Below are 23,334 nucleotides of genomic sequence, written 5' to 3' on the forward strand. Positions count from 1 at the left end.
GGTCAGATCTGCATCCGCATGATGTCGGTATAGGCGCTGACGACGCGGTCGCGGACGGCGACCATCGTGTCGAGCGCGGTCTCGGCGGCGCCGATCGCAGTGACGACGTCGATCAGATCGCCCTTGCCGGCAACCTGCATCGCCGAAGCATGCTCGGCGGCGCGCATCTGGCTCGCGGTTCCGGTGACGAGGTCCTCGACCATCGAGCCGAAGCCGCCGGCATCGTCGGTCTTGCCGACCGAGGGCTTGCCGAGGGCGCTGCCGATCCCTGCGACCTTGCCATAGGCAGAGGTCGCATCAAGTGCTCCGATGGACATGAGATTTTTCCCTTACTTGAGAAGATCGATGGTGCGCATCGTCAGGCTCTTGGCGGCCTCGATGGCATTGAGATTGGCTTCGTAGCTGCGCTGCGCTGCCTTCATGTCGGCGCTCTCGACGAGGCCGTTGACGTTGGGCTTGAGCACATAGCCTTCGCCGTCCGCCGCCGGATGACCCGGCTGATAGATGCGGGTGAAGTCCGACTTGTCGTTCTCGATCGACTGGACCTTGACCTCGGTGGCGCCGGTGGCGCGATCGACCTGCGCCTTGAAGCTAGCGATGCGGCGGCGATAGGGATCGCCGCCCGGAGTCTGCGCGACCGAGTCCTGATTGGCCAGATTCTCCGCGATCACGCGCATCCGAAGCGACTGGGCGCGAAGCCCCGAAGCCGAGACGCCGAGCGATGCCTTCAAGTCCATTTGGTCGAGCTCCCCAACAGGCCGGACGGCCGTTTCCTCCATAATAGGCAATTCTTGCCGGGGGTGGGTCCGACACAGGGAAAAAACGTACCTAGGCAAAATTTGCCGGGTCGAGCGCCGGAGCCGGTCAAAGCCTTCCTATAAGAAAAGCAGAATAGCGAAGGCGCATCGAATGTCCGTACTCGACGAAATCATGATCGACATGTCGATCGTCCTCGGCTCGGCCGAGGTTCCGATCCGGCAGATGCTCAAGATGAGCCGCGGGGCGATGATCCCGCTCGATTGCGGCCAGGACGATCCAAGCCTGGTCTATGTGAATGGCGAACTGGTCGCGCGCGGCCGCATCCTCGTCGACGGCGAGAAGATGTCGCTCGAAGTCTCCGAGCTCGTGAAGAAGTCGCGCAACTGATGGACATTCTCTCGATGATGCGCACCTTCGGGGCGTTGGGTCTGGTGCTGGGCATGCTCGCCGGCGCGCTGTGGTTGGTGCGTCGCTACGACATCAAGCTTCCCGGCCGCGTCTCCGGCGGCGGGCGCAAGCGCGTCGAACTGGTCGAGCGCCTCTCGGTCGACGCCAAGCGCTCGATCGCATTGATCCGCCGCGACGGTTGCGAGCATCTCATCCTGATCGGGCCCGAGGGTCATATGACGCTCGAGACCGGCATCACCGCACCCGAGCCGGTCGCCGCATCGACGCCCGCCGAGCCCGCGCCTGCCGCCAATTTCCAGGCCGATCTCGCTGCCTTCACCAACAATTTCGGCAAGCTCGTCGACCTCTCGCGCAACAAGATCGCCGCAGTGCGCGGCGCCAATGACGACGAGAGCGACGACAACGATGGCGATGACGAACCGACCGACATGGTGCCTGCCGGCGCGACGCTGATCGATCTTCCCCAGGCCGCCCGCAAGCGCACCCGCCGTCCGCGCGATACCAAGCGCTGGAACCGCGCCGCGGTGCGCGAGGCGCTCAATGCGTAAACTCCTGATCGCGGCCGTCGCCGCGCTGGTGCTGCTGCCGGTGGCGGCGCATGCGCAGGCGGCCGGCGGCACCACCATCAACCTCGGCGCCACGGGCGGCAATGGCCAGCTTTCGGCCAAGGCGATCCAGATGGTGCTGATGCTGACCGTGCTCAGCCTCGCCCCCGGGCTGCTGATGACGGTGACCAGCTTCACCCGCATGGTGGTGGCCTTGTCGCTGCTGCGCACCGGCATCGGCGCGCCCGGCGTGCCGCCCAATCCGGTGATCATCAGCCTCGCGATGTTCCTGTCGTTCTTCGTGATGGCGCCGACCTTCGAGAAGGCGTGGAACGAAGGCGTCGACCCCTATACCAAGGGCAAGATCACCGAGCAGGTCGCGTTCGAGAAGACCGTCGCGCCGTTCCGCGTGTTCATGCTCAGCCAGGTGCGCGACAGCGACCTCAAGCTGTTCGCCGATCTCGCCAACAAGCCGATCGCGACCCGCGCGGAGACGCCGCTGACCACGCTGGCGCCGGCGTTCATGATCTCCGAGCTGCGCCGCGCGTTCGAGATCGGCTTTCTGCTGCTGCTGCCGTTCCTCGTGATCGACCTTGCGGTGTCGGCAGTGCTGATGGCGATGGGCATGATGATGCTGCCGCCACCGACGATATCCCTGCCGATGAAGATCATCTTCTTCGTGCTGGTCGACGGCTGGGCGCTGGTGGCGGGATCGCTGGTGAAGAGTTTCGCGACGTAGCGAGGATGGCGGTTTGGAGGTGCGAGAGGGCCCCGGTGAAAGCCGGGGCCTTTTTTCGTTGTCGATAGCCGTTCAGCGATAGCGTGGCCGTCTTGCACGCCCCTCCCTGGAAGGGAGGGGATGGGGGTGGGTGCCGCCGAGGCACTCGGCGGCGGTCAACAGAATGTGCCGGATAGCGCCGTCAGGGTTCGCGAGGACCTCTGAATTCCACAGGCGAATGACACGCCATCCCTGGGTCTGAAGATACGCCGTCCGCCGCGCATCGGCCTCTGCCGCCTCGACATGTTGACTGCCGTCGAATTCAACCGCGAGCTTTGCCTTTCTGCACACGAGATCGATGATGAACGGTGCTTCGACGTGCTGCCGCGTGAAAGGCGGGCGGTAGCGTGAGATACGTTGCCAGATCGCCAATTCCGCCGGTGTCGGGTTGTTGCGCAGTTCGCGTGCGCGAGCGGTAAGACTCGGATCGACTCGGCGCAGCGTGCGGCGAGCGTAGAATGGCTTCGCTTCGCTCGCCAACCCACCCCTAGCCCCTCCCTTGCAGGGAGGGAACCACGGGAGGATTGAGGCCTTCTCAACTGTCGAGGTTGCAGTGCTCGAGCCAGGGGCCGAGATCGTTGTAGGCGATCGGCTCGAGGAAGATCAGGCCGGCTTTGTCCTCGGTCGCCCAGCGCGTGGTGCAGCGGCGCGAGGGCAGGCCGGGGACGGTGAGGATGATCTCGGTGTCTTCGCGCGGCGGCCGCGGCAGGCAGATGCGCGCGCCGCTCTGCGAGATGTTCTCGAGCGTCACGTCGATATAGCGGCCGAAACAGCTGATCCGCGCGGCGCACTCCACGTCGAAGCGCGGCGCGCGCGGGGCGGGGCCGCAAAAGCGTTCGAGGCTGGCCTTGGCCTGGGCGAGGATGTGATCGACGTCGATCGGTTGGGCGAACTCGACGCCGGCGCGGCCTTCGCTGCTCCACGCGACGCTGCCCTGCAAGCGGTCGCCGTTGCGCAGCTCGACCGATACCCAGGTGCCGTAGCCGAGCGTGTGATGCGTCTCGAGCATCATCCCGGTCATCGAGATGTTGCGGATGCGGCAGAGATGCTCGGCGGCGCCGCGGCTCATCAGCTTGCCGACCAGGAGGGTGGTGACGGTGCGCGGGGCGCGATCGAGCGCCGGCTCCGCTTCGGGCTGGATCTGGGTCAGGTGCACGGCTGTCCCTCCTGGTCGGTGCAATCCCCTCGCCATTCAGTATAGGCACAGGAAGGGACGGCGCGTGGTGTCCGTAAAGTTACGCTCCGGGTCATGCCGGGTTCGCCTGGGTGACCGCGACCTTCCGCAGCACGCCGGCGCCGAACGCTTCGGGCGCGGCGGTCATGACGACCTTGCGGAAGGTCTCGAGATCGGGAATCAGCCCGTCGGGGCCCGCCGCCATCGGCGTGCGATAGGTGCGCATGTTGATCGCGTGGAGCAGTAGCGGCATCCGTGCGGCGACGAACTCGGCCTTGTCGGCGGGGACCTCGAGCTGGACCTGGAACTGGACATAGCCCGACAGGCGGCCGTCGGCGAAGACCAGAGGCGCGAGGATCTTGCCGGCATCGACGAAGCTCGGCTCGACTTCCGTATGCGAAGCCGCGGCCGCGCCGGCCGGCTTCGGGCCGAGCAGCATCACCGTCGCATAGGCAGCGCCGCCGCCGAGGCCGAGGCCGGCGAGGAGCGTGACGAGCAGGAACAGGATCTTCTTCATGGTTCCCGCCTTCAGAACTTGAAGCTTGAGTCGCTGGGCAGAGCCGAGGCTTCGGCCTTGAGCACCACGGTGATCCGGCGGTTCTCGGCGCGATCGGGCTGGTCGGGATAGACCGGCCTGGTCGCGCCCATCGCAACGACTTCGGCGAAGCGATCCGGGGTCATGCCCGAAGCGATCAGCGCCTGCCGCGCGGCGAGTGCGCGCTCGCCCGAAAGGCGCCAATTGGCGTCGCTCTGCACGCCGCCGGCACCGTCGGTATGGCCTTCGATGGCGATCTGCGTCCCCGAGGTGCCGAGCTTGGCCGCGACCTTGGCGAGCATCGCGCGGGCATAGGGATTGAGCTGGGCGGTATTGGCGCGGAACATCGACTGCCCGTCGGTGTCCATCAGCGTGATGCGCAGTCCGTCGCGGCTCGGATCGATCTGGACGTTCTTCTTGCCCGAATCCTGCGAGGAGGAATCGAGCGCGATCTGCAGCTCGGACGCGAGGACGCGCATCGATGCGTCGGGCACATTCGCGGTGCCGCCGCGCGCCGCGCCGGCGACCGCCGCCTCGCTGGTGGGGGTGCCTTGGGCCCGGCTATTGTCGGTCGAGTTCTTGCGCGAGCGGCCGCCGGCACCTTCGGAGGCGCCTTGCAACGGAGTCACCGGGGCGGTCTCGCCGACCGAGGGCGTGAAATATTGGGCGAGGCCCTTCAGCCGCTCCTTGTCGGGGTTCGAGATCAGCCACAGCAGCATGAAGAACGCCATCATCGCGGTCACGAAGTCGGCATAGGCGACTTTCCACGCGCCGCCGTGGTGACCGGCGGCGACCTTCTTGACCTTCTTGATGATGATCGGGCGATCATTCCGCATCGGTGAAGCCGATCCATTTGCCCGAGAGCGCGTCGCGCAGCCGCTCCTGCACCTCGGCGAGGCGGACGTGACTGACCGCGCTCAGCGAATCCTCGCCGGCGGCGATCCGCTCGAGCAGGTTGGCGCATTCGTCGGTGTGCTGGATCAGATAGTCGAACGACTGCAGCTGCTCGACATGGGCATGGACGAACTGCTCGTCGGCGACGAGCACCTCGGCCAGCCTTTCGAGCATGTCGCGCATCTCGCGCAGCTCGCTCGCCATCACGCTGTGGAGCGCACCCGAATAGGGATCGAAGCCGGGAAGCGGCTCGACCTGGACGGGCTGGGCGGGAACGGGCAGGCACGACATCAGAACAGCTCCAGGTCTCCGCCGACGGGCGGCAGGGCAACGGGGACGGGCGGGCGATCGGGAACATGGTCCGCCACCTTGGTGCAGCGGCTCTTGCCCTCGTGCGGCAGGAACTCGACCTTGCGCGCCGAAGTGCCGCCGACATCGCTATGGGCGATCTCGATGCCTTCGTCGGCCATGAAGCGATGCGCGAACGCCGCGTTCGCGGTCCCGATGCCGCCAAGGCCCGAAACGATGTTGCCGCCGCCATAGACATGCGCGCGCAGCCGGTGGCGCATCGCGCCGCGTGCCATCATCCCGTTGATCAGAAGCTCCATGGCATGGACGCCGTAGCGCTGCATGTCGCCCGCCGAGACGCGGTGGTCCGCGCCCGGTTCGCCGAGCAGGAAGTGGTTCATCCCACCCACCTTGGCGACGGGGTCGTAGAGACATGCGGCGACGCAGCTGCCGAGCAGCGTCGACACGACGACGCCCGGCTCCACCACGATCGCATTCTCGCCCTGAACGATCGAGACCCGGCGCATCCTAGGTCAGCTCGCCGAACACGCGCTCGATCTTTTCCTTCAGCGCCGCGGGCGCGAAGGGCTTGACGACATAGTTGTTGACGCCGAGCGCCGCGGCCTTCTGGACGATCTCCTTGTCGGCCGAACCCGTGAGCATGATGAACACGGTCTTGCCGATCACCGGATCGGTGCGCACGGCCTCGAGGAACTGGAGGCCATCCATCTCGGGCATGTTGAAGTCCGAGATCACCAGATGAACGCGATCGGTCTTGATCGCCGACAGCGCCTCGGGGGCGCTCGCTTTGTCGCGCACGTCCTTGAAGCCCAGATCCTGCAGCGCACGACGGATCATCGCACGCATACTGGTCTGGTCGTCCACGACCATAACCTTGATTGCTGCAGCAGCAGGCATCAGACGCTCCCAACCTTTTCGCGGCATGCCTTGAGGATCGCCTCAGGCATGGCAGACAAACCAACTTCCTTCTCGACCGCGCCGATCTCCACCGCCGCGCGGGGCATGCCCCACACGACGCAAGTGTCGCGGCTTTGGCTCAGCGTGCGGGCACCCGCCCGACGCATCGCCAGCAAACCTTCGGCCCCGTCCTGACCCATACCGGTCAGGATCGCGCCCACCGCCGCGGCGCCAAGCGGCACCACCGAGCGGAACAGTATATCGACCGAGGGCCGATGACCGGTGACGAGATCCCCGGGACGCAGCTTGATGCGCCCGGCGACGCCGCCGGAGAGCTCCATGTGCGTCTCGCCCCCAGGTGCAATATAGACGGTTCCTGGCTGGACCGTCGCACCTTCCGTAGCTTCCACCACGCGAACCCGACATTCGGCGTCGAGACGCTGCGCGAAACTGCGGGTGAAGCTGGCCGGCATGTGCTGGACGATCAGCACCGGCGGGCAATCCGCGGGCAGCGCCGGCAGCAGCGAGAACAATGCCTCGACGCCGCCGGTCGACGACCCGATCGCGATCAGCTTGCCGGTGCCGCCGCCGGCGACGCTGGGCTGCTGGGGCAAGCGGGCCGGCCCGGCGCGGGCAACCGAGCGCGCCGCGGTCTTGACCTTCTCGCAGAGCAGGGTCGCGTCGCGCTCGATATCCTCGGGCGTGCCGCTCGGCTTGGTGACATAGTCGACCGCGCCGAGGCGCAGCGCCTCGATCGTGACTTCGGCGCCGCGCGCGGTCAGCGTCGAGCACATCACCACCGGCATCGGCCGGAGGCGCATGATGCGCTCGAGGAAGGACAGTCCGTCCATCCCCGGCATCTCGACGTCGAGCGTCAGCACGTCGGGGTTGAGCGTCTTGATCATGTCGCGCGCCGAAAAGGGCTCGGGCGCCATGCCGACGACCTCGATCTCGGGATCGGCCGAAAGCATGCGCTTCAGCGTCGCCCGCATCGATGCGCTGTCGTCGACGATAAGGGTGCGTACCGGTCTCATCCCCGGGTCTCCGGCTTCGCGTAAATCGTATGGCCGCACGACTTCATCCGGTTCGCCGCCGGTCCGATCAGGCGCTCCGAATGGCCGATATAGAGATGGCCGCCATGCGCGAGCTGGTTGACGAAACGCTCTTCCAGCTCCTCCTTGGCGGGATCGCCGAAATAGATCATCACGTTGCGGCAGAAGATCACGTCATATTGCGCTTTTAGCGGCCATTTCTCGAACAGGTTCAGAACCCGCGCGGTGACCAGCTGGCGTGCCTCGTCGGCCATCACGAAGCCGCCGGGCGCCGGCCGCATCCAGGCGCTGCGATAGGGCTCGGGCACGCCCGACGCGACATTGTCCGCATAGAAGCCGCGCTGGACCGATTCGACGACGTGCGGCGCGATGTCGGTGGCGAGCAGGCGGACGTCGGCGTTGCGCAGCCAGGTCGCGGACGTACGGTCCGGTCCGAGCAGGCACATCGCGATCGTGTAGACCTCTTCGCCCGACGAGCAGCCCGCCGACCAGATCCGCACCGGGCCCTGCTTGCGCTTGAGCAGCGGCAGGACATGCTCGCGAAAATGATCGAAATGATGCGGCTCGCGAAAGAAGTGCGTGTGGTTGGTGGTCAGCGCCACCACCATCGCATGCCGTTCCTGCGCGTCCGACTGAACCATTGCGACATATTCCGAGAACCGGCTGAGGCCATGCTCACGCAGCCGCCGCGCGAGACGCGACTGGACCAGCGTGGTCTTGGCTTCGCTCAGCTCGATCCGGGCGTCGCTGTGCATGATCGCGGCGATCGCAGCGAAATCGCGGGGCATGAGCTCCGCATTCGCCGCAGCCATCGCGTTGCCGCCGGCGAGCGCCGCGGCGCCCCCGGCGGGGCTCACGCTGCCATATCCAGATGCTTGGTCAGGCTCAGCGCCTCGAGATCGAGCAGCAGCACCATGGTGCCGTTCTCGTCGCGAGTGCCGTCCTTGGCGCGCGTGGTGATGCGCACCAGACCGTCGATCACGCTCGATTCGATCGTCTCGACCTCGGGGGCCGGCTGGATCTCGCTGCGGCTGATCCCGACGATGTCATTGACTTCGTCGACGAGGAAGCCCGCCTGCTTGCCCGCGATGCTGACGACGAGGATGCACGAGCGCGCATGGATCGCGCTCGGCTCCCAGCCCAGCCGCTCGGCGAGGCCGACGACCGGGATGACGTTGCCGCGCAGGTTGCTCACGCCCTTGATGAAGGTCGGAACGTTGGGCAGCGGGGTGGGCTCGTCCCATTCGCGGATCTCGATGAGCGCACCCATGTCGATCCCGAAGGTCTGCTTGCCGAGCGTGAAGGTGACGATCTTGCAGTCGCTCGCGGTTTCAGTCTTGGTGGTCATGCGGCCAGTCCTTTGGGGGTGTAGCGGTTGGCCGAGGCGACGAGCGCCTCGATGTCGAGGATGAGCGCGATCGAGCCGTCACCGAGGATGGTGGCGCCGCCGAGCCCGCGGATCGGGTGGAGATTCTGGTCGAGGCTCTTGATCACCACTTCGCGGCGGTCATCGATCGTATCGACGACGAGACCGACCTTGCCGTGCTCGCTCTCGACGATCACGACCAGCGAGTCCTCGACCTGGCGATCGTCGTTGAGCCCGAAGATCTCGGTGGTGCGCTTCACGGGAACATATTCGCCGCGCATGTCGATCACTTCGCTGTCCGGCGAGGTGCGCTTGACCTGGCCCGGCTCGGGCTGGACGGTCTCGAGCACATGCGCGAGCGGGAGGACGAAGCGCTGGCTGGCGAGCCGGACGATCATGCCGTCGAGGATCGCGAGCGTCAGCGGCAGGATCATGGTGAAGGTCGTGCCTTCGCCGGGAACCGAGTGGATCTCGACGCGGCCGCCGAGCGCCTCGACGTTCGAGCGGACCACGTCCATGCCGACGCCGCGACCCGAGATGTTCGAGATCGTCTCGGCGGTCGAGAAGCCCGGGGCGCAGATCAGCTGATCGATCTCTTCGTTCGACAGAACCGCGTCGGGCGAGATGATGCCCTTCTCGATCGCCTTGGCCTTGACCCGCTCGCGATTGATGCCGCGGCCATTGTCCTGGACGCGGACGAAGATGCGCGCGCCCTTCTGCTCGGCCGAGAGCTTGATCGTGCCGACCGGCGACTTGCCCGCGGCGAGACGCTCCTCGGTGCTTTCGAGACCATGGTCCGCGGCGTTGCGGATCATGTGGGTCAACGGATCGCCGATCTTTTCGATCACGCCCTTGTCGACTTCGGTCGTCTCGCCGACGGTCTCGAGCTCGATCTGCTTGCCGGTCTCGACCGAGAGGTCGCGCAGCATGCGCGGCACGCGGCTGAAGGCCTGTTTGATCGGCTGCGCGCGCAGCGACATGACATTGTCCTGGATCTGGCGCGTCAGACGCGCGAGTTCCGGAAGCTCGACGCGCTGGCGGTCGGCAGGCGACAACCGGTCGGCGAGGATCGAGTTGCGGATCACCAGCTCGCCGACGAGGTTGAGCAGCAGATCGAGCTTCGACAGGTCGACGCGGATCGTCTGCGAAGCCTCGCTGGCCGGCTTGGGGGCAGCCGCTTCGGTTGGGGCCGGGGCGGGAGTCGGCGTCATCGGCGTGGCGGCGAGATCCGCCACCACCTGCTGGACCTGCGCGGTGAGGTCCTCGATCGAGGCAGTGACCGGCACGAACGGGATCAGATCCTCGACCGTGCCCTCGGGCGCCGGAGCGGCCTCGATGACGGGGACGGGGATGAACGCCGGGGCAGGGGCCTCGACTTCGTTGCGGGTGATCTCGATCAGCGAATCCGGCGCGACGAAGTCGAAACAGTCGTTGATGTCGTTCTGCGGAACCTCGCCCGGCATGCTGAGCACCCAGGTGAAATAGGCGTCCTCGGGATCGAGATCGCGCAGCGGCGGCACATCGGACACGTCGACCGATTCGATCGTCGCGCCGAGCGTCTCGAGCTCGCGGATGAGGAGCATCGGCTCGCTGGCATTGGCAAGCGCGGCGCGCGACGGCCGGAACCGGATCGTCCAGCTCGCGCTCGATGCCACCGGCTCTGCAGGCGCGTCGAAATCGTCGAGCGCGAAGGCCACGGGCGTGAAGCCGAACTCGTCCTCGGCCGGTGCGGCAGGCGCTGCTGCGACGGGGGCGGGCGCAGGCGCAGGCGCGGCCGGGGCGGCAGCACCGCCTTCTTCCGCGCCCTTGTCGGCGAGCACCTTTTCGAGCGCGGCGAGCGCGGCGGCGTCGTTCGGACGCGGCGCGAGGCCCTTGGCGGTCTCGACATGGTCGGAGAGCACGTCGAACGAGCTCAGCATCACCTTCACGACGCCGGGAGTCGGCGCGATCTTGCCGGCGCGCACTTCGTCGAGCACGTTCTCGAACTTGTGCGCGAACGCGGTCAGATCGGCATGGCCGAACGCACCGGCGCCGCCCTTGATCGAGTGGACCGCGCGGAACACGCCGGCGATCGTCTCGGCGGAGACGTCGCCGGCCTGCATGGCCGACAGGCCCTGCTCGGCGGTGGTGAGACCCTCAGTGCATTCTTCGAAGAAGATTGCCTGGATTTCGTCGAGTTCGTCGCTCACGGGCACACGCGGCGGATCGCCGCCCCCAGCTTGGTGGCCTCGAACGGCTTGGTGATCCAGCCGGTGGCGCCCGCCGAACGTGCCCGCTGCTTCTTCTCGTCCGAGAATTCGGTCGACAGCACGAGGATCGGCGTGCCGCGGAACTGGCCATCGGCGCGGACCGCCTCGATCAGCTCGAAGCCGTCCATCTTGGGCATGTTGATGTCGGTGATCAGCAGATCGGGCTGGACCTCGTGCATCCGCTCGAGACCGTGCTGGCCGTCATTGGCGCTCTCGATGCGATAGCCCTGCGCGGTCAGCGACGTCTTGAGCAGCATGCGCATGCTCGCCGAGTCATCGACGGTAAGGATCAACTTGCTCACAGAACGTCTCCGGTTTCGAGGCCGATCGCGGCTGCCAGACGGCAGCTGTTCACGCGATTGACAAAGGCTTGGCTGGGATTGGCGATGCGGAAGCCCTGGCCGTTGGCCGCAGCCTCGTTGCGCGCGGCGACGAGGAGCTGCAGCACGGCCTGGCCGACGCTCTCGACCTGCGACGCGTCGACTTCGATCGTATCGTCGAGGTCGGCGGCGAGGACGAAGCGGACGCGCAGGTCTTCCGCGGTGACGGTGGTGCCGTGCGCCGGCAGGCGCAGCGAGCGGTCATCCGCCTCAGGCAGTTGCAGGGTTGAGTCCATTTTTCGCCTCGTCGAGTGCAGTTTCGAGTTGCTGGAAGGTCGGCGCATAGGCCGACGGCGTCATGCGGCGGGCGATCTCGATCGCGACCTGAACCGGCTGGTTCTGGGCGTAGGCGACGATCGCGGTCTTCGCGATGAAGAAGGGCTTCGAGTCGGACTCGATCGTCTCCATCAGCTTCGCGGCGAGCGGGCCCACCACGCAATAAGAGAGGAGCACGCCGAGGAAGGTGCCGACCAGCGCGCCGCCGATCATCGCGCCGAGGATCTCGGTCGGCTGATCGATCGAGCCCATCGTCTTGATGACGCCGAGCACCGCGGCGACGATGCCGATCGCGGGCAGGCCGTCGGCCATGATCTGCAGCGCATGCTGCGGACCGGCCTCTTCGTGGTGATGCTTCTCGATATCGGCGTCCATCGCCGCCTCGAGCTGATGCGGATCCTCGAAATTGACCGTCATCATCCGCAGATAGTCACAGATGAACTCGATCAGATGATGATCCTTGAGCAGCCGCGGATACGGCGTGAAGAGCGAGCTCTCCGCCGGCGTGTCGAGATGCGGTTCGAGCGAAGTGGCGCCGCCCTTCTTGAAGGTCGAGAGGACGCCGAACATCAGGGTCAGCAGGTCCTTATAGTCCTGCGCCTTCCATTTGCCGCCCTTGAAGGCGCGCATGATGCCGCCGCCGGCTTTCTTCACCGTCGCCATCGAATTGGAGACGATGAAGGCGCCGACCGCCGCACCCGCGATCGCCATCATTTCGTGCGGCAACGCGTGGAGGATGATGTCCATCTTCCCGCCAGCCATTACGAAGCTGCCGAAGACGCATCCGAGGATGATGAGGAAACCGACGCCGTTCAGCATGGCTGTGCCGCTTTTCTTTCTCTGGTGTTTCCAGAATTATAGGAAGGATTTGGTGGGCCGCGGTGCCCCGCGGCCCGAATTGTTCAGGCGGCCTGATGATCCTGCCGCGCGGGGCTCGTGAACACGGCTGCGGCCTCGCGTTTGGCGATCGGGCGGAACACCACCGCGAGCACCATTTGCCGATCGCCCTGACGCGGCGGCGGCGGCACCATCATGAACGCGAACTCGTCCGCGCACTTGAAGAGGTGCGGGGCGGCCTGCTCCATGCCTTCGAGCGAAGGCAGCGCCTCGATCTCGCCGGTGTCCGAGATCATCTTGTCGGTCAGGAAGCGATCGACCGGCATGAACGACACGCTGTCGACCTGGACGTAGTCGAACAACTGGCCGAACTGGATGCCGACCGAGAAGCGGCAATCGCCGACCGGGATCGGCGCCATGTAATAGCCGTCATGAGTCGGGGTCGCGGTGACGTTGCCGGTCGAGACTTCGCGACCGTCCGCCACGATCAGCGGCAGCGAGATCGTCTGGTCGATGAAGTCGGCATATTTGAGCCCCAGCCCGAAACGCTTGTGCGCGAGCAGGCTGAGCTTGAGCGCGAGACCCTCGCCCTGCAGCTCGGCGGGCAGATACATGCGGTCGGCGCCGTTCATGTAGAACAGGCCGCGCTGGCGCAGGCCCTTGCGCGCGACTTCGCTGTCGAACAATGCGACGGTGTTGTCGACGCCGAGGTTCACGTCGTGCTCGAACTGGCCGAGCACTGCGAGCTCCTCCGCGAGCGGCATGTACATCAGTCGTCCGAGCACTGCGGCGGCGCCGCGGCGCCACATCGCGGCGTGGTTCGCCGATGCGCTGCGGATGGTGACGTCGGCCTGCGCGCGAACGAAGCGGATCGCGCCCGCCTGGATGCGCTCGCGGATCGCCGACTGGCGCGATTTGATGCTGTTGCCCTTGCGGATCGCCGTGCCGTCGGCGGCATAATCGACCACCGAACCCTGCGCCGCGGTGCACAGCTGTTCGAGCACCGAGACGTTCGAGCACAGGGCTTCGAGCGTGTAGGCGTCGTAGTGATCGTGGCCGATAAAGCCCTTCTTGTCGAAGCCTGCGCGGAACTGTTCGCGAAGCAGCAGATAGCGCCCCGCGACGTGCACGCCGAAGCTGCGGACGAGCAATGCCTCGACTTCGTTCTGGACCGAGCCGTTATAGCCGAGATCGACCAGCATCAGCGTGTCGCCCGGCGCCGGATCGACCGTGCGGCGGACATGCGCCACCAGCCGCTCGGCGAACGCGGTCGACGCCTTGACGATCTGGCGCAGACGCGACGGCGTGCAGATCGCACGGGCGAAGGCGGCGGCGCGGCTCGCGACATCGGTGCGCGGCAGCTTGGCCATGATCGCCTTGATCTCCTGGCCCGGCAGCAGCAACTGTTTGGCGACCACCGCGGGATCGGTCTCCACCTCGGCCTCGAGATAGCGCCGCACCGCCGCTGCATCGAGGAACGACGCCGCCGCGGCAGTGAAACGGCTGATCTCCAGCGCATGGCCCGCCTGGCCGCTGCTCGTCTGGAACACCATTTGCGGCAGATAGCCGTCGCGCATCAGGAAGATGTGGTGGACCTTGCCGCCATGGCGGGCGGCGAGCGCTTCGGCCTCGTCGGCCAGCCAGCGGTCGAAGCCGTGCAACACCGGCCCGAGCGTCGCCAGGCCGAACGCTTCGGCAGGGTCGGTGATCGCCGGCTCCTCGAGCGCGAGCACCGCGCGGTGCGGCTGGTGGGTATGGGCGATTTCATTCGCGATGGGGTGTAGCATCGTGCCGACCGCGGCCTCGAGGCGCAGGCGCTGCTCGGTGCTCTCGGCGAACTGCCTGAGGTGCAGCGTGTGCACGCCGAAAGGCGCGACGCCGCCGACATCGGCGTTCTTGTTGTCGCCGATGTGAAGGATTTCCTGCGGCTTGACCGACAAGGCCTTGAGGACGTGCTCGTACAGTCCCTGGCTCTTCGCCTTGCCGTAGGTGGCCGAGCAGAAGACGCGATCGATCATGTCGGCGACATGCTTGCCCGCCGCGGCGGCGATCAGGCCGCGCAGCTGATCGGGGTTGAGATAGGTGTCGCTGACGATGATGATCTGGAGCCCGCGGCTCTTGGCGACGCGCATCAGCTCGACGGTGGGCCGGAAGGCGAAGCAATGCGCCGCCTCGGCATCGAGCTCGTTCTGGATGCTGCCGGCGCGCGTGTCGGTGCAGCCATTGGGCAGCAGCTCGCCATAGATTTCCTCGATGGTGACCTCGCCGCGCTTCTCGCGCAGGTCTGCGCCCATCCGGGCGCGTTCCTCGGCCCATTGGCGCTGCGTCACCGTGGTCTCGGGGAGCGCGCCGAACAGATCCTTGGGCGCATGGGTATCGCGCCACAAGAGCGTGTCGAAGCAGTCGAGCGAGAGCATCTTGATGCCATCGAACCCATCGAGCGCGCTCGGCAGGGCATGCGGAAGAATGAAGTCGGCCAATGCAGTTTCCCTGGAAAAATGCGCCCCGCATCGGTGGACGCATGATTCTTATAGGAAGAGCGAAGACCAGCTCGGCGAAATCTTCCTAGAATGAGAGGACTGCAAAGGAGCCCGCATGACTCTCACTGCCTACCAGAATGCCCGGAGCCGGGCAGAAACGCCGCGCGCCGCCGAATTCCGGTTGATGAGCCAGATCACCGGCGAGATGATGGACGCCGAGGCTGCCGGCCTCAAGGGAGCGATGCTGATGCAGCCGCTTCACCGCAACCGCGAGATGTGGTCGGCCTTCGCCACCGATTGCGGCGCGACCGGCAACGGCCTGCCCAACGAGCTGCGCGCGCAGATCATCTCGCTCGGACTGTGGGTCGAGCGCTTCACCAGCGACGTCGTCGCCGGGCGCGAGCCGATCGGCGAGCTGATCTCGCTCAACCGCACGATCATGGAGGGTCTGCGCGGCCAGCGTCTCGCGGCCTGAGCAGCAGCGCTTTCCCGAGGCAGAAAAGGGCGCCGCGGTTCGACCGCGGCGCCCTTTTCGTTTGTCGGTCTCGGCTGCGAGCAGGGGGGCGGTGGAGGGTGTCTCCGCGAGGCGCGTTGCGTGCGGTGAGGCTCCTCCGTCGCCTTCGGCGCCACTTCTCCCGCTTCGCGAGGGAGGATCAAAGAAAAGGCGCCGCGGCATGGCCGCGACGCCCTTTGCTGACCCTTGGAGAGATTTCTAGAACGACGCCCAGTCGTCGCTGCCCTGGCTGGCCATCGCGGTTACCGGCAATGCCTTGACGGGCGAGCGGTAGGCTGCGGCCCTGGCCGGTTTCGCGGGTGCGGTCAGGCGGATCGCGGCAGGGCTCGTCCCGGCGCCGATCTCGAACCTGGCCGCCTGTTCGCCCAGCGCGGCGACTTCGCCGCTGAGGTTGCGCGCGGCGGCCGAAGTCTGCTCGACCATCGCGGCATTCTGCTGGGTCGCCTGATCCATCGTGCCGATCGCGACGCTGATCTGGGTGATCGCCGTCGACTGGGCCTGATTGTCGGTGGCGATCTCGCCCAGCAGCGAATGGACTTCGCCGACGTCGCCCGAAATGTCGGCGAGCGCGCCGTCGACCTTCTGGACCATCTCCACCGCCGCGACGATGTCGGTCTGGGTGGCGGTCAGCTGATCGCGGGCGCGGCCGGCTTCTTCCTCGGCACGCATCGCCAGCGCCGAGACGAGGTCGGCGACGACCGCGAATCCGCGGCCCGCCTCGCCGGCACGACCGGCTTCGACTGCCGCGTTCATCGCGAGAACCCGGGTCTGGAAGGCGATCTTGTCGAGGCCTTCGATCACGCTGTCGATCCCCTTGGCCGAGTCGGCGACCCGGGTCATCGCCTGCACGGCTTCGTCGGCGATGGCGCGGCCGCCCGATACCGTGGCGATGGCGCCGTCGGCGCGGCCGACGGTGCGGTTGGCGGCCTCGGCGGTCGCCTTGAGACGCTGGTCCATCTGGGTCACCGCGGCGGCGGTCTGCTGGAGGCTCGCGGCATTGGCTTCGGTGCGGCGCGCGAGGTCCTCGGAAGCCTGGGCGATCTCGCCCGAGCCGGTGTGAATCGTCGAGGCGCTTTCGGTCACCGAACCGATCAACCCGCGCAGCGACGCGAGCGCCGCATTGTAATTCGTGCGGAGCAAGGCATAGCTGCTGGGGAAACCTTCGCCGATCTCGGCGGTGAGATCGCCCTGGCGCAGCCGCTCGAGCTGGCTGCCGAGCCGCTGGACTGCCTCGTCCTGCTCCTCGGCGAGGCGCTGCTGCGCGATCGCGGCGTCGCGGAACGTCAGCATCGCCTTGGTCATGCGGCCGACGCAGTCCTGATAGTCGGTGAACTGGATGGGGGAGGCGAGATCGCCGGCGGCGAGCGCCTCCATGCGCACGACGGTCGACACATAGGGATCGGCGATCGCCTTGCGATAGCGGGTGCACTGGATCGCGGCGCCGCCGATCAGGATCCCCACGATCGGAAGTGCGACAAAAGTCGGCGCGAGCAACGCGACGAGCGTCGACAGCGTCATCACCGCGAGCAGCGTGTTGGACGCGACGAGAAGCTTTTGGCGAATGGGCGCTACCGCCTGAAACCAGTGCATCGAATGTCTCCTTTTGCCGGCATCTTCGACGTTGCGACCCGAAATGCCGTCGCGCCGGCGGGCGGCGCGGATGTCCTAACTATTGTTATAGGACACAGGCCGGAAACATTCGCGCGCGGGAGAATATTTATTACGTAAAAATACCGATGCGCGTCGCGCATGACCGGCGCGAACGGTATGAAAAAGGGCGCCGTGGCAGTGCCGCGGCGCCCTTTCATTCGGCATGCAATGCTTTTAGAACGAAGCCCAGTCGTCGCCGCCGCCCGCCATCGCCGTGACCGGCAGAGCCTGGACCGGGGAGACATAGCCGCCCGACTTCGCCGCGGCCCTGGCGGGCTTGGCCGCCGGGCTGACCCGCGCCGTCATCGGGCGGCTGGTGCCGCCGACGTTGAACTTCGACGCCTGCTCGCTGAGCGCGGCGACTTCGCCGCTCAGATTGCGCGCAGCTGCCGAGGTCTGCTCGACCATCGCGGCATTCTGCTGGGTCGACTGGTCCATCGTGCCGATCGCAACCGAGATCTGGGTGATCGCAGTCGACTGGGCGTGGTTGTCGGTCGCCATCTGGCCGAGCAGCGCATGGACCTCGCCGACGTCGCCGGAGATGTTGGCGAGCGCGTCGTCGACCTTGCTGACCATCTCGACTGCCGCGACGATGTCGGTCTGGGTGGCGGTCAGCTGGTCGCGGGCGCGGGCGGCTTCCTCCTCGGAGCGCATCGCGAGCGCCGAGACGAGGTCGGCGACGACCGCGAAGCCGCGGCCTGCCTCGCCGGCACGACCGGCCTCGACCGCGGCGTTCATCGCGAGAACCCGGGTCTGGAAGGCGATCTTGTCGAGGCCTTCGATGACGCTGTCGATGCCCTTGGCGCCATCGGCGACGCGGCCCATCGCCTGTACGGCTTCGTCGGCGATCGCACGTCCGCCCGAGACCGTGGCGATCGCACCATCGGCGCGCTGAACGGTGCGGCCGGCCGATTCCGCGGTCGCCTTTAGGCGGCCGTCCATCTGGGTGACTGCGGCCGAAGTCTCTTCGAGGCTCGCGGCATTGGCTTCGGTGCGGCGCGCGAGATCTTCCGACGCCTGGGCGATCTCGCCTGAACCGGTGCGGATCGTCGCGGCGCTCTCCATCACGGTGCCGATCAGGCTGCGCAGCTCGGTGACGGCGGCGTTGAAGTTGACCTTCACCGATTCATAGGCCGGCGAGAAGGCTTCGTTGATCTCGCTGGTCAGGTCGCCCTGCGCCAGCTTGGCCAGATTGGCTTCGAGCGTCGAGACCACGCGCTGCTGCTCGGCATCGGCGATCTTCTTGGCCGCGTCGGCCTTTTCCTTGTCGACCGCGGCTTCGCGGAACACGAGGACTGCCTTGGCCATCGCGCCGATCTCGTCGCCGCGGGTCGTGCCGGGGACCTCGGCGGCGTTGTTGCCCTCGGCGAGGGTCTTCATCCGCATCTGGAGGCCGGCGATCGGGTTGGTGATGCCGAGGCGCGACACGATCAGGCCGATGCCGAGCGCGAGCGCGATCGCGATCGCGCTGATGATCAGCATGGTGGTCGAGGTGCTGTTGGCGGTCGCGGTCAACTCGTTCGACAGGGTTTGCGCGTCGGCGATGTCCTCGTTGTTCGCCTTGGTGAGTTCCTGCGAGAGCGTGTCGAGCTTCGCGTCGAGATCGGCGAGGATGACGCGTGCGGCTTCATTCTCGTCGCGCATGCCGTGACCGACCGCGGTCTCGGCCCCTTTGTGGAGTTCGTCGAGCTTGGCGCGATAGCCGTCGATCTCGGAAGCCATCTCCGGGTCCATCTGCTTGATCTCGTCGAACAGCTTGACGGCGCTGCCATAAGAAGTTCGCTCCAGCTCCGCAGAGGCGCGCCCGGCGGACGATCCGCCGGGATAGGCCATCACGCGATAGCTCGCATACAGCATCTGGGTGCCGAGGCGGTTTACCCGCGCGAGCTTGGTGGCGATCGGCATCTTCTTGTCGACCAATTGCTCATAGGCCGCGTCGGCGTTCACGAGCGCGCGCGATCCGTAGAACGAGATGCTGAGCGTGATCAGCCCGAGCATCAGCAACAGGCCCATGATCTTCACTGGAATTTTGATGCGGGCGAGGAGGTCCGCCATGAGATACCCTTTTCTGCCAGACATGCGCCGGCGTTCGCGGGCGCGACATGAATTCAATATCTTATAGCAAGGCCGCCGCAGGATCGGCCGGTGCGGCGGCTATTCCTGCCCTATGGATTTCCCCTTAGTGACGGTGCTTGTCTGGCGTTGTCATGATCCAGGTCCCGCGTTCCTCGCCGTGATCCCGGTGCGGATTTTCTAGGTACAAGACCTGACTGATCCTGTGATGCACGCCGCATTAGCTTTGCACGCCCGCGAGCAAGTCGACGGGCCTGACCGGAGGGCGCCTGTGCCCGGGAGTGATCCGCTTGTCGTGGTGATCGTGCGCGAAGCCGCCGTTCGCAGCACGCTGGTTGCGCGGTTGGCGATGAGCGGCGCCAACATGTGCACCGCCCAGCATTTCGACGAACGTCACCCGGCATCGCTACGCGGCACGGCAGCGATGCTGATCACCGATCGGGCGGCGATCGACGCGCATCCCGATGGCGCTGCCGCGCTGCTCTGCGACCCGCAGTGGAGCAGGATCGTCGTATTGACGCACGACGCCGCGGCGACGAGCGAAGACCCGCGCCTCCTCTACCTCGCTCCCGGCGATGCCGCCGCCTTGACCCGATTGGTGTCGGATTGGCGGGGCGAAGGCTGAGCGGCTCAGCTCTTCGGGAACAGCCCCGCCGCGAAAGCGATGCGCAGCGCTTCCGACAGGCTGCGTACCTCGAGCTTCTCCATCAGATTTGCGCGATAGATCTCGACCGTCCGCGGACTGATGTCGAGTTCATAGGCGATGATCTTGTTCGACCGCCCTTCGATCAGACCCTTGAGAACGTCGGTCTCGCGCGGGCTGAGCTTGGCGATCTTGGTCTCGGCCGCGTTGACCCGCGCCGCTGCCTCATTATCCTCTTCCAGCCGGGAAAAGGCATTGTCGATCAGCTGGAGCAAGGTCTCGGCCTCATAGGGCTTCTCGACGAAATCGAGCGCGCCGGCCTTCATCGCCTGTACGGCGAGCCCGACATTGCCCTGGCCGGTGAGCACGATCGGGACGAAGCGCGGACTGCCGTCCAGCGCGGTCAGCACGTCGAGGCCGGTGGCGCCGGGCATGTGGAAGTCGAGCAGCAGCACGCCCGGATCGAGTTCATTCACATCCTGGAGGAAAGCGTCGCCGGACCGAAAGCCGCGGACGATAAGATCCTGGCGCACCGACAACAGACTATGGAGCGATGCGCGGACGGCATCGTCGTCGTCCACGATGTAGATCGTTCTGCTCATCCTATTCTACACCCTCCTCTACGGCAGGCAGGGTGAAGCGGAAGCTAGCTCCTCCCTCGGGCCGGTTGTCGGCACTCAATGTCCCGCCATGTGCTTCGATGATACGCTTGCTGATCGAAAGTCCAATACCCATTCCGCCTCCGTTACCTTTGGTGGTGGTGAAGCGAGAGAACAGATGCTCCAACACATGAGGGGGAATTCCGGGTCCAGAATCGCGGACCGCTATTTCGATCATCTGCTCGCTCAACTTGTGCGAAGAAATAGTGATGAGGCGTTCCTGTTTGCCGGAAGTTCGCAGCGCTTCCATGGAGTTGCGAAGAAGGTTAACCAGAACTTGCTGTACTTGAATTCGATCAGCGAAAATAAAGGGCGCTTCGACATCAAGTTCATAGTTTACGCGGATGTGAAATTGTCCGGTCCCGACCAGCACGAGATCGACCGCATCGCGGACGGTCCGGTCGACCGATTCGGTCCGCATCTCGACTTCACCGCGCGCCATGAATGCGCGCATCCGACGGATGATCTCGCCGGCGCGCTGGGTCTGTTCCGATCCCATGCGCAGCAGATCGACGACGCGGTCGGTGCCTTCGCCGCGCTCGATGAGCATCCGTGCGGCGGCGAGGAAGTTTGAGGTGGCGCTCAGCGGCTGGTTGAGCTCGTGCGCGAGGTCGGCGGCCAGCTCGCTCATCGCGCTCTGGCGGGAGACATGTGCGATCTCGGCGCTGAGTTCGCTCAACCGTTCCTCGGTGGCGAGCTGTTCCGAAAGATTGCGCACGAAGCAGGTCAGCAGCGTCTGGCCGTCGCTCTGCGCGACGCCGGTGCGGATCTCGATGGGGAATTTGCGTCCGTCCGCCGCTTCGGCGGTACCGCTCAGAACCTCGCCGATGATCCCGTGGCCGGTCTCCAGAAAGCGGTTGAGCGTGGCCATGTGGATCGCCCGTCGCTCCGCCGGCACCAGCATCGTCGCCGGGCGGCCGAGCACGTCGGTCGCGCGATAGCCCCATAACGCTTCGGCGGCCGAGCTGAACTGGAGGATAGTGCTGTTCTGGTCGATCACCACCATCGCGTCGGGCACCGTCTCCAGCACCGAGCGGAGCTGCGCCTCGCGCCGGCGCAGCGCCGCCTCGCGCTCCTCGCGCTCGGTCACGTCGAGGATCACGCCCACCGTGCGCAGCAGATTGCCTTCGGCGTCGTAAAAGGCGCGCGACGAGCCTTCGACCGCGCGAATTCCGCCCTGCGGCTGGAGGAAGCGGTAACGATAGCTGAACTTGTCGGAGCGGTCGCGCACGGTACGCGCGACGGTGTCGAGGATGCGCTGCACGTCCTCGGGCTCGACCTGCGCGCGCCATTTCTCGAAATCGGTGATGGTGCCCGGCACGAGACCGAGGCGTTGCTCGGTTCCCGGCGACCATTCGAGCCTGCCGGTCCGGACGTCCCATTCGAAGATGCCGAGCTCGTGCGCCGAGGCGGCGACCGCCAGCCGTTCCTCGCTCACCTTCAACGCCTCGATCGCGGCGACGCGCTGGGTGATGTCGGTGACCTTGAGGACGAGGACCGGCGGCCGGCCGGGAATCTCGACCTGGTCGATGGTCTCGAGTACCGAAATCTCGCGGTCGTCGCGGCAGATCTCGAGCAGTTCCTGGCCGTCCTCGAAGCGCGCGCCATGGGCGCCCGGATCGAGTCGGCACTGCGAACGAAGCAGCATATATTTGTTCCGTCCGAGGGCTTCGGCCGAAGTCCAGCCATAGAGCTGCTCGCATCCGCGCGACCAATGGGTGATGTCGCCCTCGGCATTGGTCAGCACCACGGTGCTCTGCTCGAGCGCCTCGCTCAGTTCGACCATCGTGGCCTGACCACGCGCCACTCTGATAATCGCCCAATATACGACGAAGCCGACGATCAGGATGTTCGCGAGGGCAACCAGCCCCTCGATTGCAATCGGCGGCAGCGGCACCCGTTGGCCCAGCGCCTGTTCGAGCAGCGAAGGAACGATCGGCAGGATCACCGCGGTCGGCAGCAAGATGCGGATGGAGCGCCAGTCCTCGCCGCGCCGCATGAGCAGGCGCACCCATTCGAGGTTGCTGTGCAGCAGGAACAGGGCAAGCGCCAGGCAGAACGTGGCGAAGGCCGATGGCAGAGACACCGAGAAGAGACGCGTCGCGAGACTTCCCGGCGGCGTGAAGGCGGTCATGATGCCTGCTACGCCGACCAGGCCGAGCGCCAGCACCGCGAATGCCGTGCCGGCTTCGCCCGAGAACCAGTTGCGAACGCGCGCACCATAGCCGGCGGTGGCGAGGATCAAAAAGATGATGCTGGAATTTATTCCCGGACGGCCCGGATTCGTAGCCTCGTGCAGCGAGATCAATTTGCCGAAGAGCAACAAGTCGACACCGAAATCGAGCCCGAGAAACGTCTGCGAAAGTGCGAGCACCGCCAAAGCCGCGGGAACCAGCCACAGCGCCGCGGCCAAATTGTCCCGGCCGTCGATCGATGCGAGAAATCCTAAGGAGAGGCACAAAAACCCGATGGCGGTCAGCGGCCAGATCGGGGTTCCGTCGAGGCCGAACCCTCGCAGCACGGGGATGTCGAAAACCCATCCGGCGAGAGAAAGCAGGCTGCACAAAGCCGCAAGCGCAACAAGGCCTGTCGCGACACTTCTGGACATGTGCGACCGGCTCTCGGCCCGCGCACCGGAACTGTTACTCACTCGCAAAATACCTGCCCCTGTACAGGGTAAAAGCGAAGCGCCCCTGCCTTAACACTGAATAATTCGTTGTGGAAAGCTCCATACGTCCACGATGGCCAGTTATTGTCTGCGTCTAATTTTTCCATGGTATTTCAATCATGAAGCTGGCGCTTGCTAAATTTTCTGTTTGCCACGATCAAGACGCGCGCCGCGTGCGCAACGAACAG

At 65.9% G+C, this 23,334-nt stretch carries 26 protein-coding genes; 5 read left to right on the plus strand and 21 right to left on the minus strand.

From position 1 onward, the window contains the following. Positions 1–2: 2 nt before the first annotated feature. Together Q9Q95_RS19900 and flgC are read right to left on the minus strand one after the other, a co-directional pair. Positions 3–317 carry a flagellar hook-basal body complex protein FliE gene (locus Q9Q95_RS19900; RefSeq protein WP_306098905.1) on the minus strand — a complete coding sequence of 105 codons (315 nt, stop codon included), beginning with the start codon at positions 315–317 and terminating at the stop codon, positions 3–5. Between the two features lie 12 nt (positions 318–329). Then, the gene (gene flgC / locus Q9Q95_RS19905; RefSeq protein ID WP_306098906.1) at positions 330–737 is read right to left on the minus strand and encodes a flagellar basal body rod protein FlgC; all 408 of its coding nucleotides are present in this window, start codon (positions 735–737) and stop codon (positions 330–332) included. A 172-nt stretch (positions 738–909) separates the two neighbouring features. On the opposite strand from flgC, the gene Q9Q95_RS19910 reads away from it, so the two are divergent. The 3 genes from Q9Q95_RS19910 to fliP are packed head-to-tail and all read left to right on the plus strand — an operon-like array spanning position 910 to position 2,451. Next, a complete protein-coding gene (locus Q9Q95_RS19910) occupies positions 910–1,146 on the plus strand; it encodes a FliM/FliN family flagellar motor switch protein (protein WP_306098907.1) in 237 nt (78 codons plus the stop codon). Continuing rightward, positions 1,146–1,715: a flagellar biosynthetic protein FliO gene (locus Q9Q95_RS19915; RefSeq protein WP_306098908.1), complete on the plus strand. Its 570-nt coding sequence runs from the start codon at positions 1,146–1,148 to the stop codon at positions 1,713–1,715. The genes Q9Q95_RS19910 and Q9Q95_RS19915 overlap by 1 nt, the downstream gene beginning before the upstream one ends. Then, positions 1,708–2,451, plus strand: a complete 744-nt coding sequence (gene fliP / locus Q9Q95_RS19920; protein ID WP_306098909.1) for a flagellar type III secretion system pore protein FliP — start codon at positions 1,708–1,710, stop codon at positions 2,449–2,451. Before Q9Q95_RS19915 ends, fliP begins: the two co-directional genes overlap by 8 nt. Positions 2,452–2,523: 72 nt before the next feature. Here fliP and Q9Q95_RS19925 read toward each other — a convergent pair whose 3' ends face one another. The 15 genes from Q9Q95_RS19925 to Q9Q95_RS19995 form a co-directional block, all read right to left on the minus strand. Continuing rightward, positions 2,524–2,970, minus strand: coding sequence for an endonuclease domain-containing protein (locus Q9Q95_RS19925; protein ID WP_306098910.1), 447 nt, complete (start codon positions 2,968–2,970; stop codon positions 2,524–2,526). Between the two features lie 55 nt (positions 2,971–3,025). Then, positions 3,026–3,646 (minus strand): PilZ domain-containing protein, encoded by a 621-nt coding sequence (locus Q9Q95_RS19930; protein WP_306098911.1) that lies wholly within the window; start codon positions 3,644–3,646, stop codon positions 3,026–3,028. A gap of 91 nt (positions 3,647–3,737) precedes the next feature. Further along, positions 3,738–4,181: a hypothetical protein gene (locus Q9Q95_RS19935; RefSeq protein WP_306098912.1), complete on the minus strand. Its 444-nt coding sequence runs from the start codon at positions 4,179–4,181 to the stop codon at positions 3,738–3,740. Positions 4,182–4,192: 11 nt separating this feature from the next. After that, positions 4,193–5,035: a flagellar motor protein MotB gene (locus Q9Q95_RS19940; RefSeq protein ID WP_306098913.1), complete on the minus strand. Its 843-nt coding sequence runs from the start codon at positions 5,033–5,035 to the stop codon at positions 4,193–4,195. Continuing rightward, positions 5,025–5,384, minus strand: a complete 360-nt coding sequence (locus tag Q9Q95_RS19945) for a hypothetical protein (protein WP_306098914.1) — start codon at positions 5,382–5,384, stop codon at positions 5,025–5,027. The genes Q9Q95_RS19940 and Q9Q95_RS19945 overlap by 11 nt, the downstream gene beginning before the upstream one ends. Continuing rightward, on the minus strand, positions 5,384–5,908 hold the full coding sequence (locus Q9Q95_RS19950; protein ID WP_306098915.1) for a chemotaxis protein CheD: 525 nt from the start codon (positions 5,906–5,908) through the stop codon (positions 5,384–5,386). Before Q9Q95_RS19950 ends, Q9Q95_RS19945 begins: the two co-directional genes overlap by 1 nt. Position 5,909: 1 nt before the next feature. After that, positions 5,910–6,299 carry a response regulator gene (locus tag Q9Q95_RS19955; protein WP_306098916.1) on the minus strand — a complete coding sequence of 130 codons (390 nt, stop codon included), beginning with the start codon at positions 6,297–6,299 and terminating at the stop codon, positions 5,910–5,912. Then, a complete protein-coding gene (locus Q9Q95_RS19960) occupies positions 6,299–7,333 on the minus strand; it encodes a chemotaxis response regulator protein-glutamate methylesterase (RefSeq protein ID WP_306098917.1) in 1,035 nt (344 codons plus the stop codon). Before Q9Q95_RS19960 ends, Q9Q95_RS19955 begins: the two co-directional genes overlap by 1 nt. Next, positions 7,330–8,208 (minus strand): protein-glutamate O-methyltransferase CheR, encoded by an 879-nt coding sequence (locus tag Q9Q95_RS19965; protein ID WP_306098918.1) that lies wholly within the window; start codon positions 8,206–8,208, stop codon positions 7,330–7,332. The genes Q9Q95_RS19960 and Q9Q95_RS19965 overlap by 4 nt, the downstream gene beginning before the upstream one ends. Continuing rightward, positions 8,205–8,699, minus strand: coding sequence for a chemotaxis protein CheW (locus Q9Q95_RS19970; RefSeq protein ID WP_306098919.1), 495 nt, complete (start codon positions 8,697–8,699; stop codon positions 8,205–8,207). The genes Q9Q95_RS19965 and Q9Q95_RS19970 overlap by 4 nt, the downstream gene beginning before the upstream one ends. Continuing rightward, positions 8,696–10,906, minus strand: coding sequence for a chemotaxis protein CheA (locus Q9Q95_RS19975; protein ID WP_306098920.1), 2,211 nt, complete (start codon positions 10,904–10,906; stop codon positions 8,696–8,698). Before Q9Q95_RS19975 ends, Q9Q95_RS19970 begins: the two co-directional genes overlap by 4 nt. Further along, positions 10,903–11,268 (minus strand): response regulator, encoded by a 366-nt coding sequence (locus tag Q9Q95_RS19980; protein ID WP_306098921.1) that lies wholly within the window; start codon positions 11,266–11,268, stop codon positions 10,903–10,905. The genes Q9Q95_RS19975 and Q9Q95_RS19980 overlap by 4 nt, the downstream gene beginning before the upstream one ends. Further along, on the minus strand, positions 11,265–11,582 hold the full coding sequence (locus Q9Q95_RS19985) for an STAS domain-containing protein (protein WP_306098922.1): 318 nt from the start codon (positions 11,580–11,582) through the stop codon (positions 11,265–11,267). Before Q9Q95_RS19985 ends, Q9Q95_RS19980 begins: the two co-directional genes overlap by 4 nt. After that, entirely contained in the window at positions 11,557–12,441 is an 885-nt protein-coding gene (gene motA, locus Q9Q95_RS19990; RefSeq protein ID WP_306098923.1) for a flagellar motor stator protein MotA, read from the minus strand. The genes Q9Q95_RS19985 and motA overlap by 26 nt, the downstream gene beginning before the upstream one ends. 83 nt (positions 12,442–12,524) lie before the next feature. Then, positions 12,525–14,939 (minus strand): HAD family hydrolase, encoded by a 2,415-nt coding sequence (locus Q9Q95_RS19995; RefSeq protein ID WP_306098924.1) that lies wholly within the window; start codon positions 14,937–14,939, stop codon positions 12,525–12,527. A gap of 115 nt (positions 14,940–15,054) precedes the next feature. On the opposite strand from Q9Q95_RS19995, the gene flaF reads away from it, so the two are divergent. After that, positions 15,055–15,414 (plus strand): flagellar biosynthesis regulator FlaF, encoded by a 360-nt coding sequence (gene flaF / locus Q9Q95_RS20000; RefSeq protein ID WP_306098925.1) that lies wholly within the window; start codon positions 15,055–15,057, stop codon positions 15,412–15,414. Between the two features lie 237 nt (positions 15,415–15,651). Here flaF and Q9Q95_RS20005 read toward each other — a convergent pair whose 3' ends face one another. Together Q9Q95_RS20005 and Q9Q95_RS20010 are read right to left on the minus strand one after the other, a co-directional pair. Then, complete coding sequence (locus Q9Q95_RS20005; RefSeq protein WP_306098926.1) at positions 15,652–17,043, minus strand: methyl-accepting chemotaxis protein; 1,392 nt, start codon at positions 17,041–17,043, stop codon at positions 15,652–15,654. 234 nt (positions 17,044–17,277) lie between these two features. Next, on the minus strand, positions 17,278–19,158 hold the full coding sequence (locus tag Q9Q95_RS20010; protein WP_306098927.1) for a methyl-accepting chemotaxis protein: 1,881 nt from the start codon (positions 19,156–19,158) through the stop codon (positions 17,278–17,280). Between the two features lie 289 nt (positions 19,159–19,447). Between Q9Q95_RS20010 and Q9Q95_RS20015 the strand changes: the two genes are divergently transcribed. After that, positions 19,448–19,801, plus strand: a complete 354-nt coding sequence (locus tag Q9Q95_RS20015) for a hypothetical protein (protein WP_306098928.1) — start codon at positions 19,448–19,450, stop codon at positions 19,799–19,801. Between the two features lie 5 nt (positions 19,802–19,806). Here Q9Q95_RS20015 and Q9Q95_RS20020 read toward each other — a convergent pair whose 3' ends face one another. Together Q9Q95_RS20020 and Q9Q95_RS20025 are read right to left on the minus strand one after the other, a co-directional pair. Further along, complete coding sequence (locus tag Q9Q95_RS20020) at positions 19,807–20,421, minus strand: response regulator transcription factor (RefSeq protein WP_306098929.1); 615 nt, start codon at positions 20,419–20,421, stop codon at positions 19,807–19,809. A 1-nt stretch (position 20,422) separates the two neighbouring features. Continuing rightward, positions 20,423–23,086, minus strand: a complete 2,664-nt coding sequence (locus tag Q9Q95_RS20025) for a PAS domain S-box protein (protein WP_306098930.1) — start codon at positions 23,084–23,086, stop codon at positions 20,423–20,425. Positions 23,087–23,334 lie beyond the last annotated feature (248 nt).

Source organism: Sphingomonas sp. DG1-23, from assembly GCF_030730875.1.
GTDB lineage: Bacteria > Pseudomonadota > Alphaproteobacteria > Sphingomonadales > Sphingomonadaceae > Sphingomonas.